19 protein-coding genes are annotated in these 15,022 nt (G+C 42.3%); all 19 read right to left on the bottom strand.

Features of this window, described 5'->3' with window-relative positions; all coding sequences use genetic code 11:
• Positions 1-52: 52 nt before the first annotated feature.
• The 19 genes from V7L95_RS17860 to V7L95_RS17950 all read right to left on the bottom strand — a co-directional run bounded on the left by V7L95_RS17860 (position 53) and on the right by V7L95_RS17950 (position 15,021).
• A complete protein-coding gene (locus tag V7L95_RS17860; protein ID WP_007501164.1) occupies positions 53-907 on the bottom strand; it encodes a TlyA family RNA methyltransferase in 855 nt (284 codons plus the stop codon).
• Positions 904-2,805 (bottom strand): 1-deoxy-D-xylulose-5-phosphate synthase, encoded by a 1,902-nt coding sequence (gene dxs, locus V7L95_RS17865; RefSeq protein ID WP_007501165.1) that lies wholly within the window; start codon positions 2,803-2,805, stop codon positions 904-906. The genes V7L95_RS17860 and dxs overlap by 4 nt, the downstream gene beginning before the upstream one ends.
• Before the next feature lie 151 nt (positions 2,806-2,956).
• Complete coding sequence (locus V7L95_RS17870) at positions 2,957-3,847, bottom strand: polyprenyl synthetase family protein (protein WP_008342221.1); 891 nt, start codon at positions 3,845-3,847, stop codon at positions 2,957-2,959.
• Entirely contained in the window at positions 3,837-4,097 is a 261-nt protein-coding gene (locus tag V7L95_RS17875) for an exodeoxyribonuclease VII small subunit (protein ID WP_003215880.1), read from the bottom strand. The genes V7L95_RS17870 and V7L95_RS17875 overlap by 11 nt, the downstream gene beginning before the upstream one ends.
• Complete coding sequence (xseA, locus tag V7L95_RS17880; RefSeq protein ID WP_017357964.1) at positions 4,081-5,439, bottom strand: exodeoxyribonuclease VII large subunit; 1,359 nt, start codon at positions 5,437-5,439, stop codon at positions 4,081-4,083. The genes V7L95_RS17875 and xseA overlap by 17 nt, the downstream gene beginning before the upstream one ends.
• Before the next feature lie 70 nt (positions 5,440-5,509).
• Positions 5,510-6,361, bottom strand: a complete 852-nt coding sequence (gene folD / locus V7L95_RS17885; RefSeq protein ID WP_007501171.1) for a bifunctional methylenetetrahydrofolate dehydrogenase/methenyltetrahydrofolate cyclohydrolase FolD — start codon at positions 6,359-6,361, stop codon at positions 5,510-5,512.
• A gap of 14 nt (positions 6,362-6,375) precedes the next feature.
• Positions 6,376-6,768, bottom strand: a complete 393-nt coding sequence (gene nusB, locus V7L95_RS17890) for a transcription antitermination factor NusB (RefSeq protein ID WP_008342218.1) — start codon at positions 6,766-6,768, stop codon at positions 6,376-6,378.
• A 209-nt stretch (positions 6,769-6,977) separates the two neighbouring features.
• Positions 6,978-7,385 (bottom strand): Asp23/Gls24 family envelope stress response protein, encoded by a 408-nt coding sequence (locus V7L95_RS17895; protein WP_017357965.1) that lies wholly within the window; start codon positions 7,383-7,385, stop codon positions 6,978-6,980.
• Between the two features lie 25 nt (positions 7,386-7,410).
• Entirely contained in the window at positions 7,411-8,760 is a 1,350-nt protein-coding gene (gene accC / locus V7L95_RS17900; RefSeq protein ID WP_008342217.1) for an acetyl-CoA carboxylase biotin carboxylase subunit, read from the bottom strand.
• Positions 8,761-8,771: 11 nt separating this feature from the next.
• Positions 8,772-9,254: an acetyl-CoA carboxylase biotin carboxyl carrier protein gene (gene accB / locus V7L95_RS17905; RefSeq protein WP_008342216.1), complete on the bottom strand. Its 483-nt coding sequence runs from the start codon at positions 9,252-9,254 to the stop codon at positions 8,772-8,774.
• A 194-nt stretch (positions 9,255-9,448) separates the two neighbouring features.
• On the bottom strand, positions 9,449-10,081 hold the full coding sequence (locus V7L95_RS17910) for a SpoIIIAH-like family protein (protein ID WP_024718861.1): 633 nt from the start codon (positions 10,079-10,081) through the stop codon (positions 9,449-9,451).
• Positions 10,081-10,752 carry a stage III sporulation protein AG gene (gene spoIIIAG, locus V7L95_RS17915; RefSeq protein ID WP_035390787.1) on the bottom strand — a complete coding sequence of 224 codons (672 nt, stop codon included), beginning with the start codon at positions 10,750-10,752 and terminating at the stop codon, positions 10,081-10,083. Before spoIIIAG ends, V7L95_RS17910 begins: the two co-directional genes overlap by 1 nt.
• Positions 10,745-11,377, bottom strand: coding sequence for a stage III sporulation protein AF (spoIIIAF, locus tag V7L95_RS17920; protein ID WP_041506967.1), 633 nt, complete (start codon positions 11,375-11,377; stop codon positions 10,745-10,747). Before spoIIIAF ends, spoIIIAG begins: the two co-directional genes overlap by 8 nt.
• A 14-nt stretch (positions 11,378-11,391) precedes the next feature.
• Positions 11,392-12,540, bottom strand: a complete 1,149-nt coding sequence (spoIIIAE, locus tag V7L95_RS17925) for a stage III sporulation protein AE (RefSeq protein ID WP_230677075.1) — start codon at positions 12,538-12,540, stop codon at positions 11,392-11,394.
• Positions 12,541-12,604: 64 nt separating this feature from the next.
• Positions 12,605-13,018, bottom strand: coding sequence for a stage III sporulation protein AD (gene spoIIIAD, locus V7L95_RS17930; RefSeq protein WP_087978339.1), 414 nt, complete (start codon positions 13,016-13,018; stop codon positions 12,605-12,607).
• On the bottom strand, positions 13,015-13,221 hold the full coding sequence (gene spoIIIAC, locus V7L95_RS17935) for a stage III sporulation protein AC (protein WP_003153142.1): 207 nt from the start codon (positions 13,219-13,221) through the stop codon (positions 13,015-13,017). Before spoIIIAC ends, spoIIIAD begins: the two co-directional genes overlap by 4 nt.
• Positions 13,222-13,240: 19 nt before the next feature.
• Entirely contained in the window at positions 13,241-13,756 is a 516-nt protein-coding gene (spoIIIAB, locus tag V7L95_RS17940) for a stage III sporulation protein SpoIIIAB (RefSeq protein WP_007501189.1), read from the bottom strand.
• A complete protein-coding gene (gene spoIIIAA / locus V7L95_RS17945) occupies positions 13,750-14,673 on the bottom strand; it encodes a stage III sporulation protein AA (RefSeq protein ID WP_083693024.1) in 924 nt (307 codons plus the stop codon). Before spoIIIAA ends, spoIIIAB begins: the two co-directional genes overlap by 7 nt.
• A gap of 66 nt (positions 14,674-14,739) precedes the next feature.
• Positions 14,740-15,021 (bottom strand): YqhV family protein, encoded by a 282-nt coding sequence (locus V7L95_RS17950; protein WP_017367580.1) that lies wholly within the window; start codon positions 15,019-15,021, stop codon positions 14,740-14,742.
• Position 15,022: the final 1 nt, after the last annotated feature.

Here is a 15,022-nt window from a genome sequence, read left to right on the forward strand (position 1 = left end):
CAACAATCTAAAAGGAATAATAGCGAGCTATTATTCCTTTTGTTTCAATAATTCATGTGTCAGCCGGCTCAGGACTGTTTTTCTTTTCTTTCAATACGGCATGGGCTTCTTTGACGACTTTTTCAAGTTCAGATACTGGAAGTGCCGTATTCTCTTCTTGATCGGGATGCAGGACCAAGTGGAGGAGAAATTCAATATTTCCATCTCCGCCTGTAATCGGTGAAAACGAAACATCCTTTACATCATAGCCTTCTTTTGCAGCAAATTGATTCATTTCTTCTAGCACACCAAGATGTACAGAAGGTTCTCGCACAATGCCTTTTTTTCCAACAAGCTCTCTGCCCGCTTCAAACTGCGGCTTTACTAGCGCAATACAGTCGCCGCCTGGGATAAGAATATGCTTTAATGCGGGAAGAATGAGTTTGAGCGAGATAAATGATACATCAATAGATGCAACCTCTGGCAATCCTTCGGTGAAATCTGCCGGAACAGAATGGCGGAAGTTGGTGCGTTCCATGACGATCACCCGATCATCCTGTCGTAATTTCCACGCAAGCTGATTGTAGCCAACATCCACAGCATAGGATTTGACTGCCCCATTTTGGAGTGCGCAATCTGTAAATCCCCCTGTTGATGAGCCGATATCAATTAAAAGCTTTCCTTCAACGGTTAAATCAAATTCTTGAAGTGCCTTTTCGAGCTTTAGCCCACCTCGACTGACATATTTCAGCGGATTCCCCTTCACAGTCAGCGGGGTATCACGAGCGATTTTTTCTCCTGGCTTATCCAAACGGTTTTCATTTGAATAAACGATCCCTGCCATAATGGCGCGTTTTGCTTTCTCTCTCGTTTCCATTAGTCCTTGTTCGACTAATAAAACGTCAAGTCGTTCTTTCTTTGATGTCATGATCCAATTCCTTTTCTTGGTGCTGCGGGAAGCAGGTCACGTAACGTTTCAGCAACCTGCGTTTTCGTCAGTCCAATTTCCTCAAGTAGCGCATCGACACTTCCATGCTCAATAAATTCATCTGGAATGCCCATACGTTCTACTTTTATATGAGACGCTTTTTTGTCGTGAATATATTCTAATACGCTGCTGCCAAATCCACCTTGAAGCACCGCTTCTTCTATTGTTAAAATTGGCAAACCTTCAGACAGTATCTCATTTAACATGCCTTCATCAAGAGGCTTAATGAAACGTGCATTGACAACACGGATTGATTTACCTTCTTTTTGCAGTTCTTCTGCTGCCTGCAGCGCCATTTTAATGGTTGTACCGAATGTTAAAATGACAGCATCTTTCCCGGGACGAAGAACTTCCCAAGAACCAATTGGGATGGTTTTCAGCTGTTCATCCATTTTGACGCCTAGTCCATTTCCACGCGGGAAGCGCATGGCGATTGGACCATCATCATATTGAATGGCTGTGTTGACCATATGCTGTCCTTCATTTTCATCCTTTGGCATCATGAGAACCATATTCGGCATATGACGCATGAAAGCAATGTCAAACACACCTTGATGTGTTTCTCCATCTGCACCGACAAGACCTGCACGGTCAATTCCAATGAACACATTGAGATTTTGACGGCAAATATCATGCAGCACTTGATCATAGGCTCTTTGAAGGAACGTTGAATAAATCGCTAAAAATGGCTTCATGTCCTGTGTAGCAAGTCCAGCAGCCATTGTTGCAGCGTGCTGCTCTGCAATTCCAACATCAAACATTCGCTCAGGGAATTCTTTTGCAAACCCTTCAAGCTTTGAGCCAACAGGCATTGCAGGTGTAATTGCGACAATCCGCTCATCTTCCCTTGCCAGCTTTCTAACGGTTTCACTGACGAGACCACTCCATGACGGTGCAGCTGCTGTCGGTTTTACAAAGTCACCTGTGTCGATTTTGTATGGGCCTGTTCCGTGCCATGTGCCGATCTTATCAGATTCGGCCGGCTTATAGCCTTTTCCTTTTTTCGTGATGACATGAAGGAGAACCGGGCCTTTTGTTTTCTTTGCGTACTCAAGATTCTCAAACAAATCTTCATAGGAATGTCCATCTACTGGTCCTAAGTAAGTAAAGCCCATTTCCTCAAAGAACATACCAGAGACAAGCAAATATTTCAGACTGTCCTTGATACGTTCTGCTGTTGCAGCAAGCTTCCCTCCTACTGCTGGGATACGCTTGAATAAGTATTCAAGCTCGTCCTTTACCCATTGGTATTTACCAGCTGTACGTAGTCTGCCAAGCATTGTATGGATCGCCCCAACGTTTGGCGCAATACTCATTTCATTGTCGTTTAAGATCACAATCATGTCTTTTTTTTCATCCCCGATATGGTTCAGTGCTTCTAACGCCATACCGCCGGTTAGTGCACCATCGCCGATAATCGGGAGAATGTATTCATCTGTTCCTTTAATATCACGCGCTGCCGCCATTCCCATTGCACCAGATAATGAGGTTGAACTGTGTCCAGTCTCCCAAACATCATGTTCACTTTCATTTCGTTTAGGGAACCCGCAGAGCCCTTTATACTGACGAAGTGTATCAAACTCGGCGCCTCTTCCAGTTAACAGCTTGTGAACGTAAGACTGATGTCCAACATCCCAAAGAAATTTGTCTTTCGGGCTGTCAAATACTTTGTGAAGTGCAACAGTAAGTTCAACGACACCAAGGTTTGGACCAATGTGCCCACCAGAGTTCGCTAATGACTCAATTAAAAACGTGCGAATGTCCGCACTCAGCTCCTCTAATTCTGCATTTGACATTCCTTTTAGAAACGTTGGATTTTTTATTGATAAAAGATCCAATCAGGATCAACTCGCTTTCAACAAAATTTCTATCTACATATATAATGCCTTATTCCTATGAAAACCAATTCAGGAATAAGAGTTGTCTCATCATGATAAACTGTTTACAGTTTACCACAATTGCTCGAGGACCCTCAAATCTAGGCTGTTTTTAGTGATCTCGTGAGGCAATCAGATCGCATAAATCATGCAGCAAGTTTTGCTCCAACTCAAGATTTGAGACAATTTCTTTCGCACGAGTGATATGTTCATCCAGCTTTTCTTTTGCTCCTGAAAGCGTTAATAAAGAAGGATATGTCGACTTTTCATTTGCTGTATCGGAGCCGATCCGCTTTCCTATTTTCTCTTCGCTGCCTTCAAGATCTAAAATATCATCACGGATTTGAAAAGCAATGCCAATATGATAGCTGAATTCTCTCAGCTTTTCGATCTCATCATCAGGTGCACCTGCCAGTATCGCACCAGCAACCACACTAAAGGTGAGTAGCTTTCCTGTTTTGCGGGCATGAATCGATTCTAATTCAGAAAGAGGGATTTGTTTCTGTTCTGCTTCCATATCATCAAATTGCCCGCCAACCATTCCGAGTGCACCTGCTGATGTAACAAGTTCATCGATGATTCGAAGCTTTTGATCAGCAGGTACATCGTCAGATAATTGCGATGTGATCAGACGGAAGCTTTCAGTGAGCAGCGCATCACCTGCAAGAACAGCTGTTGCCTCGCCGTATACTTTATGGTTGGTCGGCTTTCCTCGGCGCAGATCATCATCGTCCATACAAGGAAGATCATCATGTATCAACGAATACGTATGAATCATTTCCACTGCACAGCCTACTGGTATACCGTCTTCTTCCCTTTTTCCATACGCATTTAAAAGAGCAAGAACAAGCACAGGACGCAGTCTTTTTCCGCCAGCTTTCAGAGAATAAAGCATAGAAGATTTCAGCTCTTCTGGAATAGACAATTCCTGCACATATGTAAATAAATAATCTTCAATTGCTTGTTTTCGTGTTGTTAAAAATTCGTTTAAGTTACTTGTCACCAGCATCTGCCTCCTTCACTGAAAAAGGAGCCAGTTCACCGTCCTCTTTTAAAATGAAATCCATTTGCTTTTCAACATGCTGTAATTTTTCATGGCAAAGTTTTGAGAGCGTCATACCCTCTTGGAAATAGTGGATAGCTTGTTCAAGCGGTACATCGCCTTCTTCGAGCTTTCCCACAATCTCTTCAAGTCCTTTCATGGCCTCTTCAAATGTCATTTGTTCTTCTTTTTGTTTATTTGATTCTGTCATGATGATTGCCCTCCTTCTCAATAACCTCACAAATCAGACGTCCATCCTTCATTGTAATCGTCAGTTGATCCTTCGTTTCTACTTGATTCACACTTTTAATGAGCTCATCTTCTTTATAGGCTAAACTATAGCCTCTTTCCATGACTTGAAGCGGATTTAATGCATTTAGTTTACCAAGAACCGATTGGAACTGCGAATGAATTGTTTTCATTTGCACATTCATGCTCCGAACGAGCTGTTCTGTTTCATTGGCGTGACGTTTTTTCGCCTGAAGCAGCTGCTCTTTTGGATGAAGCGGCTTCAGTCTATATGTTTGGCGGTCAAGTTGACTGCGTTTTTGTTCCATTTGTCTTGTCAGCTGTTTTTGAAAACGATCAAATACCATATCGAATTGCTGCTCTTTTTGCTCTTGTAATCGTTTTGGAAAACGGAAAGCATAGGAGGATTGAAGTGCCACAAGACGGTCTTTTGCTTGTGACGTTCGATTTTTTACCGCTCTTGTTAACCGAATGTCGATTGATTTGATTCGTTCGATTAAGTCGGCTGTGCTTGGAACAGCTAGTTCTGCTGCTCCTGTTGGTGTGGGTGCTCTCATGTCTGCAGTGAAATCACTAATGGTAAAGTCTGTTTCGTGCCCAACGGCAGAAATGATTGGAATGTCTGATGCGAAGATCGCTCTTGCGACTGCTTCTTCATTAAAGGCCCAAAGTTCTTCAATCGATCCTCCGCCTCTCCCGACAATCAAGACATCACAAAGCTGTTTTTCATTGGCTTCTTTAATCCGTTCCACAATCGAACGCGGAGCATTTTCTCCTTGGACTAATGCCGGAAGCACAATGATCTTGGCCTGCTGATAGCGCCGATTGATCGTGGTAATGACATCTCGAACAGCTGCTCCTGTTGGGGATGTAATGACACCAACAACCTCTGGAAATTCAGGAATTGTTTTTTTATAGCGCTCATCAAATAAGCCTTCACTTGCTAGTTTCTTCTTCAGCTCTTCATAGGCAAGATGAAGAGCACCAACACCATCAGGCTGCATTTCTTTTGCATATAATTGATAGCTTCCGCTCGGTTCGTAGACTTGAATTCCGCCACGTACGAACACTTTCATTCCGCTCTTTGGTGAAAAAGGCAGCTTGGACGCGGAGCGCTGGAACATGACAGCTTGCATACGTGCATTTTCGTCCTTTAAGGTGAAATAAACATGACCTCTTGAATGAATCTTCACATTTGATAACTCACCTTTGATCCAAATATCTTCTAAATGAGGGTCAACATCAAATTTTCTTTTTATGTATTTTGTAAGGGCTGTGACCGTCACAAAGGCTTTTTCACTCATGACGTATTCCTCCTCTTCAAAAACGCACATTCATCCACCGGCAGCACGCAGGTGGATGAATGGATCAAGCTTATGATAATGTACGTTTTGCTGATTTAACCGTATTGTGTGCAAGCATCGTAATTGTCATTGGACCCACTCCGCCAGGGACTGGTGTGATGTAAGAAGCTTTTTCTTTTGCTGCTTCAAAGTCAACGTCCCCTACAAGTTTCCCCGTTTCTAGACGATTGACTCCTACATCAATGACAATCGCGCCTTCTTTAATTTGGTCAGCTTTAATAAAGTTTGCTCGACCGACGGCAACAACTAAAATGTCCGCTTTTAACGTATGTTCTGAAATGTTCGCCGTTCTTGAATGACAGTAGGTGACGGTTGCATTTTCGTTTAATAGCAATTGTCCAACTGGTTTGCCGACGATATTGCTTCGTCCTACAACGACCACTTCTTTTCCAGAGAGATCCACACCTGTTTTGTTCAATAATTCAACAATACCAGCTGGTGTGCAAGGGAGGAATGTGTCTTCTCCAAGTAGCATTTTCCCGATATTCAGCGGATGAAAACCATCTACGTCTTTCTCTGGTGAAATTCGTTCAATGACGGCTTTTTCAGAAATATGTTTTGGCAGTGGAAGCTGAACAAGAATTCCGTGGAATTGATCATTTGCATTGTACTGATCAATCATCTTTAGCAATTCCTCTTCTGTTAAAGAAGCATCTAAATGATCAAGCTGGAAATGCATGCCCATGGCTTCTGCTGCTTTTTTCTTCCCGCGTACGTAAGAAAGTGAAGCCGGATCATCACCGATTAGAATAACGGCAAGACCAGGTGTGACTCCTTTTTGTTTTAGCTCTTCTACTTCTTTTGCTAATTGTTCACGCTTTTCTTTTGCTGTTTCTTTCCCATCGATGATTGTTGCTGTCATGTCGAATCCTCCTATTACTGCTTTAGGTCGTTTTTAATGTTTGAAAGTACACCATTTACAAATTTCGGCGCCTTATCGTCACCGAACAATTTAGCAAGTTCAATGGCTTCATTCATTGAAACACTCACCGGGATATCTTCTTGATATACCATTTCGTACACAGACAGCCTTAAAATGGCTCTGTCTACGTTCGCAATACGATCAAGTTTCCAATTCACAAGATGCTGTGAAATCATGTCATCGAGCTTGTCCTTTTGTTCGAGCACACCGAAAACCAGTTCCTCGAAAAAAGGATCTGATTCTTGTTCATCCAGCGCATGTGTAATGGCCTCTTTCGGATCAATATTGCTGACATCAATTTGAAATAATGTTTGTAGCGCCTTTTCTCTTGCAGTTCTTCTTTTCATTATTTACTCCTTTAACCACTTTATCCGCTTGTCGTTAAGCCATACAGAGATCATAACATATTTTGACCGCAGTCGCACCAAGATCCATGCGAGCTGTGACGAAAAACGAATCACTCCATGCGTGACGTAATCATCATGTGGAATTTTCCCAAAAATGGGCTTTAAAAAACCAAAGAGGCAATGCCTCCTTGGTTTCACTTCAACCATTTTTACATTTCTTGATCAACTTCAGCTTCAGCTGTTTTTGTATCAAATTGAATGCCGACGACATGAATGTTGATTTCATTAATCGTTAAGGCCGTCATGTTTAAAAGGGTTTGACGGATATTTTCTTGAACAGCAGTGGATACCTTTGGAATGGATAGGCCAAATTCAACCACACAATACACATCAATTGTGATGCCTTCATCAGAGACATCTACTTTCACACCTTTACGGTGATTTTTCTTCCCAAAGCGTTCTGCCACATCAGCAGCGAAGTTGCCGCGCATTTCCGCAATTCCTTCGACCTCTGATGCAGCGATCCCAGCAATGACTTCAATCACTTCTGGCGCAATTTGCACTTTTCCCAATTGATCTTCATCAAGGTTCATTTCAAGCAAATTGTTTTCTGACACGATCATTCACCTCCGAAAGCTGTTATTATTTCATAATTTGATACGTTTCTAAAAACTTCGTATTAAAATTACCGCTCACAAATGTTTCGTGCTCTAGTAATCTGAGGTGGAATGGAATCGTTGTGTAGACTCCTTCAATGACGAATTCTTGAAGCGCACGTTTCATTCTTGCTATTGCTTCTTCTCTCGTTTTACCATATGTGATCACTTTCGCAATCATACTATCGTAATATGGCGGAATCACATAACCAGGATAAGCGGCAGAATCAATACGTACTCCTAAACCGCCTGGCGGAAGGTACATTTTAATTTCACCAGCAGAAGGCATGAAATTTTTCTCAGGGTTCTCTGCGTTAATACGACATTCAATCGCCCAGCCTTCGTATACGACATCCTCTTGCGTAAGGGAAAGCTTTTCACCTGAAGCTACTTTGATCTGTTCTTTGATCAAATCAACACCAGTGACCATTTCCGTTACAGGATGCTCTACTTGGATACGTGTATTCATTTCCATGAAGTAAAACTTCTCTTCATTATAATCGTAAATGAATTCAACCGTTCCGGCACCTGTGTATTCAACAGCTTCGGCTGCTTTTACGGCAGCTTCACCCATTTGCTCACGAATATCTGCATTTAGTGCAGGTGATGGCGTTTCTTCCAGAAGCTTTTGCATTCTTCTTTGGATAGAACAATCACGTTCACCTAAGTGAATGGTATTCCCATGCTGATCAGCAAGGACTTGAATTTCAACGTGTCTAAAGTCTTCAATGAATTTCTCCAAATAGACACCTGGGTTCCCGAAGTTTTGTGCTGCTTCCTGCTGCGTGATGGTGACACCGTTAATGAGCTCTTCTTCTGTGCGAGCCACACGGATACCTTTACCACCGCCGCCTGCAGTTGCTTTAATAATGACAGGATACCCAATACCAGCTGCTGTTGAAACAGCATCATCAAGATCTTTTACAATTCCTTGAGAACCAGGGACAATTGGAACTCCAGCTTGCTTCATTGTTTCTCTTGCCACATCTTTCGTTCCCATTTTGGAAATTGCTGACGCAGTTGGTCCAACAAAGATGACATTACATTCCTCGCAAAGCTCTGCAAAGTCTGCATTTTCAGCAAGGAAACCATATCCTGGATGGATGGCATCTGTACCTGTTAGTTTTGCCACACTGACAATATTTGTCACATTTAAATAACTATCTTTTGAAGCAGTCGGTCCGATGCAATATGCTTCATCAGCCATTTGAACATGCAGCGCATCACGATCCGCTTCAGAAAATACCGCAACTGTTTCAATTCCAAGCTCTTTACAAGCACGGATGATTCTAACTGCGATTTCTCCTCTGTTTGCAATTAATAGCTTTTTAATCATGATCGTACTCCTTACTCTGCTTTCACTAGAAAGAGGGGTTGTCCGAATTCTACAAGCTGACCGTTTTCAGCTAATACTTCGACGATTTCGCCTTTTACTTCTGCTTCGATTTCATTAAACAGTTTCATCGCTTCAACGATACATACAACTGAGTTTTCCTTCACTTTAGAACCTGTTGTCACATATGGATCTGCTTCTGGTGAAGAAGAAGCGTAAAATGTGCCAACCATTGGGGATGTGATTTTATGCAGGTTTTCAGACGCGGCTTTCTCTTGTGCAGGGGCTTCGGTCTGAGCTGGAGCTTGTGCTTTAGGAGCTTGTTGAGCTGGAGCTGCTTGGACAGGAGCCACTGGTGCTTGTGCCGCAACTTGCTGAACGACTTCTTTATTTTTCTTTAACTTGATTTTTGCACCTTCATTTTCGTACGTAAATTCATCAATTGTTGATTCGTCAATTAATTTAATTAGTTCATGAATCTCTTCAATTTTTAACATGGATTTGCACCCCTATGTATGGATTTATCTTTTTTTATAGGCTAGTACTAAAAGTACATACTATAACCATCTTACAGGAGGATTTCGTTGAATTCAACTATTAATGTGATGAGACACCTTGCGCAAGCATCTGAAAAAGGGCGTCAACCCGCATGAAAAAACGCCCTTTTCAGAAAAGGGCGCTTGTGCATTTTTTATTGATTCGATGGCTCAAAAGTGACGGCTACGTTATCAAGCCCTCTCATTTCTTTTGTGACCAAATCAATAATATCTGCTGCTTGGGACTTTGATTTTTTATCAGAACGAACCGTGATGTTTACTTTATCTCCTTCTGCACTGACGAGCGCATCTTTATATCCTTTTGTTTTGATTAATGTCTCCAGCTGACGCTCTGTTCCTTCAGCCTCACTAAGTGCTGTCATTTGATCATAAGCTTCACTTTTCTCTTGCGCTGTTGCATCATCGCTAGACACGATTTCGTTATACTCTTCACGCTGCTTGCTGCGCTTATCTTCCAGTTCAAGTCTGTAGGTTGTGAAAAGTTCATCGTCGGTCTGCTCTGAAACAGCCTTTCCTTCTTCTCCACTTGTTTCAACATCTTCTTGTTTCGCATTGGTTTCTTTGTCAGTTGATTTCTCTTCTGCGTTCTTTTCGGTTCCTTTGTCAGTCCCTTTTTCTGGCTCAGCCTTTTTCTCTTCCATTCCTTTTGATTTTGTATCTTCTACTGTCACAGCATTCTCACCTTGTGGAGACATGATATAGTACACACTTAATACGACAACTAAACTTAGCATCGTTAATAGCCAAACCGTTTGTTTTTTTAACATCATTCCGAATCCTCCTTGATTTTTTTAGGGGCAACAGCCACTCTATGGCTCGGTACATCAAGCACTCGTGTAACCGCTTCAATGATGGTTTTCTTTATTTGAACGTTGTCTACTCCTTGAGCAACAACGAGGACACCTCGAATATCTGGCTTTTTCGTTTGGACAACAACAGGTGTTTCTTCATTTCCATTTTTAATAATGACAATCTCTTCTTCTTTTGTTTGATCCGTGACACTTCGCACGCCGCCTTCTTTGTCTGTTTCCTCGGTCGTAGTGCTTTTATTGGATTTGTTTTTTTCAAACACTTTTAAAGAAGTTGCGTCTACATTTACCACAATGGAAACATCCTCAACACCAATGATCGTTTCTAAAATCTCTTTCAGCTGATTTTCGTATTCTTGTTCAACATCCTCTATCGAGTTGTTTGACTTACCTGAAGAGGATGGTTTGAACACCGCCTGCTCTTCTGAGGATGTTTTTTTAGACGCAGGAACAGCAGCCTCTTGTTTGCTTGATGGCGGTGACAGAATCTGACTGACTAACATGAATGACACGCCGATGATGAAGACAAGCAGTAAGTAATGGTGCTTCGTTAATTTTGGTTTCCCTTCACCTTTTTCAGGTGCTTGGAACATTGATTTCAGTTTTTGTCTCCAGTCTTTGTTATTCATGATCTGCTGCGTCACCTCCCTCAATGTTCAGCGCAATGTGTTCAGGCCGTGTATTCCATACATCTGCAAGCGTCTCTTTCACCCTCGCCATCTCTTTTGCTGACGCCCCGGCGCTTTCCTCCTTTTGCCTGGAGAGATCAATGTCGACCTTTGCCACCATTTCTACAGCATCACCTGTGAGCGGGACAAGGACTGCTTTGATGCGAAATTGATCTGCCTCCATATTCTGATCAAGGTGCTCCTCATCTGCCAACACTTCTACGTGTTTCATTTCATAGCTCTCCTTCTCCAGTGGCTCCTTTGCGCTTTTTTCTAGTTGGACAGCCATTTGCTTTAAAATATATGCACGCTGTGAAGCTTGTATTTCTTTTTTTTCTAAATTCATCTGATTTTTTATTTCTTCTGATTGCGCTTGGTCCTTCCCTTTCATGATTTCTGAGAAAATTTGGTCAGGATCTGCCCGGAATAACGCAAAAATCGGATTGAGCATCACCACAATTAACAGTAAGCTGACGACCATTTTTGCATACTTCTGCATGCTTGAATTGGGAAGCAAAAGATCAATCACAATCGCAAATAAAATAAATAGGATAATACTTGTGATCCATTCTGTGAGAAAACTCAAATGGTGTCCCCTCCTTACTTCATCATCATGGTGAGGTTGCCAGCTGTGATGATAACGGTAATGCTTAAAAAGAACATAAGCGATACAACAGCTAATGCAGCAAATATATAAAGAACACTTTTTGAAATGACATCAAGGCAGCTAATAATCGGCCCGCCCCCTAAAGGCTGAAGAATCGCAGCGGCCAATTTATAAATCAGAGCGAGCGACAGCACTTTAATCGCTGGGAAAGCCGCAATTGAAATCAAAATGGCAACGCCTACAAGGCCAACCGTATTTTTCAGCAGCACAGAGGCGCTGATAACGGTATCTGTCGCATCAGTAAACATTCTGCCAAGGACAGGGATGAAATTTCCGGTAATAAACTTGGCTGTGCGAAGAGCGATGCCATCAGTGATAGCAGCAGATGCCCCCTGTACTGAAATGACGCCGAGGAATACAGTTAAAAAAACAGCGAGCCCGCCAATGGCGACATTTCTTAACAGCTGGGCCAGCTGGGTCACTTTGTATTGTTCGGTCAATGTACTGACGATGCTCAAGATCGCTGATAAAAAGATGAGCGGAAGAACGACATATTGAATAAAAACACCGCTCGTGTTCATTAAAAACAAAATCACAGGATGAAAGAATCCGGCTGAGACAAGCCCGCCTGATGAGGCAATAAGTGCTAATAAAAGAGGAATAAGAGCAAGAATAAAACTAGTCATCGTTTGAATGGCTTCTGTTGCATAAGAGATCGCAACATGAAAACTGTTTAATGCAATAATGATAAGCACCATATAAACAAGAGCGTATGCAACTTTACTAACAGTGCTTTGTTCAAACGCATTTTGCAAAAGCTGCAAAAGCGAACAAAAGATGGTGAGTAATATAAGTGTACCTAAGAGCTTTCCATTGGCAATCAGCTCATGAAACAGATAATGAACAAAAGCCTTCAGCCACGTTTGGGGAGACAGCTCTTTATCGCCATCGATCATTTCCTTCACTGTACCTTTTTGGCTTTCAGGCAGAAAGCCGCCATACTCGTCCAATATCGTTTCCCAAAAGTCACTGATAGAATGAAGCTCTAAGGCATCAGCCTGTCCACCCGCAACTTCTTCTGCGACCGGTTCTTCACTTGATAAAGGCACACTTTCTTCTGCACCTGCATACGGAACGATCATCCAAAAGAACATCATAAACCCTAGCACAGCTGTCACCCGTTTCATCATCATCACCTCTTTTCCATCAAGTCATGGACGGGATCATACCTAGGATCGTCTCAATGATGACCGTTAAAATCGGTACCGCCATGACCAAAATAAGAATTTTGCCGCCAAGCTCTATTTTTGAAGCGATGGCGCCTTGTCCAGCATCCTTTGTGAGCTGGGCACCAAATTCTGCAATATAGGCAATGCCAATGATTTTCAAAATGGTTTCAACGTATTTCATATTGACGCCTGCACTTGCTGCAATTTTTTCAATCATGGAGATAATGGCATAGATTTGATCGATTAAATAAAGGAAAATGACACACCCAGTAAACACAACAAGCATAAAGGCGAAGGTTGGCTTTTGTTCTTTGACGATTAATGCTAGAAAAGTAGCGATTAAACCAAGTCCAACAATTTGAATAATTTCGATTTGTAAGCCCTCCCCTATCCTTGAAATAGAAATACGGCTTTAATCTTCTTAAACAAATCATCCACAATGGTAGCAACCATAAATAAAATGTAGATAAATCCAAGCAGTGTCACCCACTGTGCGTACTCTTTTTTCCCCATTTGATCTAAAATCGTATGGAGAAAAGCCACGACGATACCCACTCCCGCAATTTGGAAAATGACGTTTACATCAACGCCCATGCTCTCGACTCCCTTCTTCTCACATCAATAACAGAATCAGTAGTAACCCACTTAGAAAACCAAGACTTCTCACCATTTTTTCATTTTTCGCTTGGGCAACTTCAGCTTCTTTTTCCTCTGATTCCAAATGGCCTAAAGCTAGCTTGATATATTTTTGCTGAGCCGTCACATCATGCTGACCAAGGGTTTCTCCAAAGTGCTTCAGCGCCTCATATTCGCCTTTTTTTAATACGGTTTTTTTCCATACATCCTCTAGACTTTCATTCCATGCATGCCTCGCAGAAAAGGTTCCAACGTTGAGTTTTTCTGCAAATTGTTCAAATAGCCGATTCACAGGCGGTCCTACTTGGGACGCAATTTGGTCAGCGGCTCTAGCTAAAGGTGTTTGACCATACATAATTTCAGCTTCAAGAGATTGGAGTGCAAACCGGAGCTGGCGGATTTGCTTTGGCCGATCACTGTACCGCTTCGCAAACTCGAATCCTCCCCATGTCGTAGCCGCAACAATGAAAATAGCACCAATAAGCTTTAACATACGTCCACTCCCCGCCTCCTCTTCAGCTCTTGTCCCTCTTGGTCAAATATCCGTCCGATCGTGCCAGGCCCTTTTTCTCTATTTAATTCCACATATCGATCAAACACACGAAGCTGCCATAACGGTTCAAATGATGGCCGTTTAGATAAGTCTTCAAGAGAATACCCATGAGCTGAGACGATAATGGTGACTCCAGCATGGATTGCTTCTAGCAGTGCCTGTACATCTTCACTTTTTCCGATTTCATCGACAATGATGACTTCTGGGCTCATGGACCTGATCATCATCATTAACCCTTCAGCCTTTGGGCACGCATCAAGTACATCAATCCGGTGCCCAAAAGAATGCTGCGGCACTCCTCTTATACAACCTGCGATTTCAGATCGTTCATCTACAATCCCTGTTTTTCTAGGAGAAATGGTTGTTGTTCCTGTACTGACAAGACGTGCTAGATCACGCAGCAATGTCGTTTTCCCGGTTTGCGGCGGACCTATAATCAGTGTGTTACACCAATGTTTTTCATATAAATAAGGGAGAAACGGCAGAGCAATTCCGATCTTCTCTTTTGCGATGCGAATATTAAATGAAGAAATATCTCTTAAGCCTTTGACGAATCCATTTTCGACGATGACCTTTCCAGCAAGCCCAACCCGATGTCCGCCAGATATGGTGATATAGCCCTGTTTTAACTCTTCCTCAAGTGTGTACATGCTGTAATTACTGAGCCTGCCTAATAGCTGAGCCGCATCTTCACCTGTTGTATGATAGGAAAGAAAGCGGGGTTTTCCTCCTTGCATCAGCTCAATTGGGCGATCGGTGCGAATGCGGATTTCTTCTATTTGCGCCCACTCTGCTTCTTTTAACATGCTGAGTTCTTGTCCAATTGAGTGCGGGAGAATATCCAACAAACTCCGCAACGAATTCCCCTCCTTTTTTTCTTCTCTAAAATGTATGATGCATGCCGTTAATTATGCCAAGCCATTTCACTTATAAATTCCAACAAGAATAAATACGACACCAATGAAAATAAACACAAGCTTCGCATAGGATAACTGCCCTGCAATTTGATAGATTCCAATCGTCATCGTGATAATAAAAATGAGCGGCCCGATAATCGCTAATATACTATTGATGACAACCGCTTTACGCACATCATTTGTCACTAAAATGAGGATGGCGGCCGTCAGTTCAATCGCGGCAGATAAAAACCTCATCCCAGCCATGGCAGCGACTGATGGGTGTATACCCGGGAGAAATTGTTTCATA

The sequence above is a fragment of the Bacillus sp. PPSBB_11 genome (genome assembly GCF_038023285.1).
GTDB classification, from domain to species: Bacteria; Bacillota; Bacilli; order Bacillales; family Bacillaceae; genus Bacillus; species Bacillus altitudinis.

Excerpts from the sequence above, each read along its gene's own strand:
- accB (WP_008342216.1), bottom strand. The coding sequence starts at position 9,254 with ATGTTAAAAATTGAAGAGATTCATGAACTAATTAAATTAATTGACGAA.
- V7L95_RS17910 (WP_024718861.1), bottom strand. The coding sequence starts at position 10,081 with ATGTTAAAAAAACAAACGGTTTGGCTATTAACGATGCTAAGTTTAGTT.
- V7L95_RS17860 (WP_007501164.1), bottom strand. The coding sequence starts at position 907 with ATGACATCAAAGAAAGAACGACTTGACGTTTTATTAGTCGAACAAGGA.
- xseA (WP_017357964.1), bottom strand. The coding sequence starts at position 5,439 with ATGAGTGAAAAAGCCTTTGTGACGGTCACAGCCCTTACAAAATACATA.
- V7L95_RS17875 (WP_003215880.1), bottom strand. The coding sequence starts at position 4,097 with ATGACAGAATCAAATAAACAAAAAGAAGAACAAATGACATTTGAAGAG.
- spoIIIAB (WP_007501189.1), bottom strand. The coding sequence starts at position 13,756 with ATGTTAAAGCTTATTGGTGCTATTTTCATTGTTGCGGCTACGACATGG.
- nusB (WP_008342218.1), bottom strand. The coding sequence starts at position 6,768 with ATGAAAAGAAGAACTGCAAGAGAAAAGGCGCTACAAACATTATTTCAA.
- spoIIIAC (WP_003153142.1), bottom strand. The coding sequence starts at position 13,221 with ATGGGCGTTGATGTAAACGTCATTTTCCAAATTGCGGGAGTGGGTATC.
- V7L95_RS17950 (WP_017367580.1), bottom strand. The coding sequence starts at position 15,021 with ATGAAACAATTTCTCCCGGGTATACACCCATCAGTCGCTGCCATGGCT.
- accC (WP_008342217.1), bottom strand. The coding sequence starts at position 8,760 with ATGATTAAAAAGCTATTAATTGCAAACAGAGGAGAAATCGCAGTTAGA.
- spoIIIAE (WP_230677075.1), bottom strand. The coding sequence starts at position 12,540 with ATGATCGTTCCGTATGCAGGTGCAGAAGAAAGTGTGCCTTTATCAAGT.
- spoIIIAG (WP_035390787.1), bottom strand. The coding sequence starts at position 10,752 with ATGAATAACAAAGACTGGAGACAAAAACTGAAATCAATGTTCCAAGCA.
- folD (WP_007501171.1), bottom strand. The coding sequence starts at position 6,361 with ATGACAGCAACAATCATCGATGGGAAAGAAACAGCAAAAGAAAAGCGT.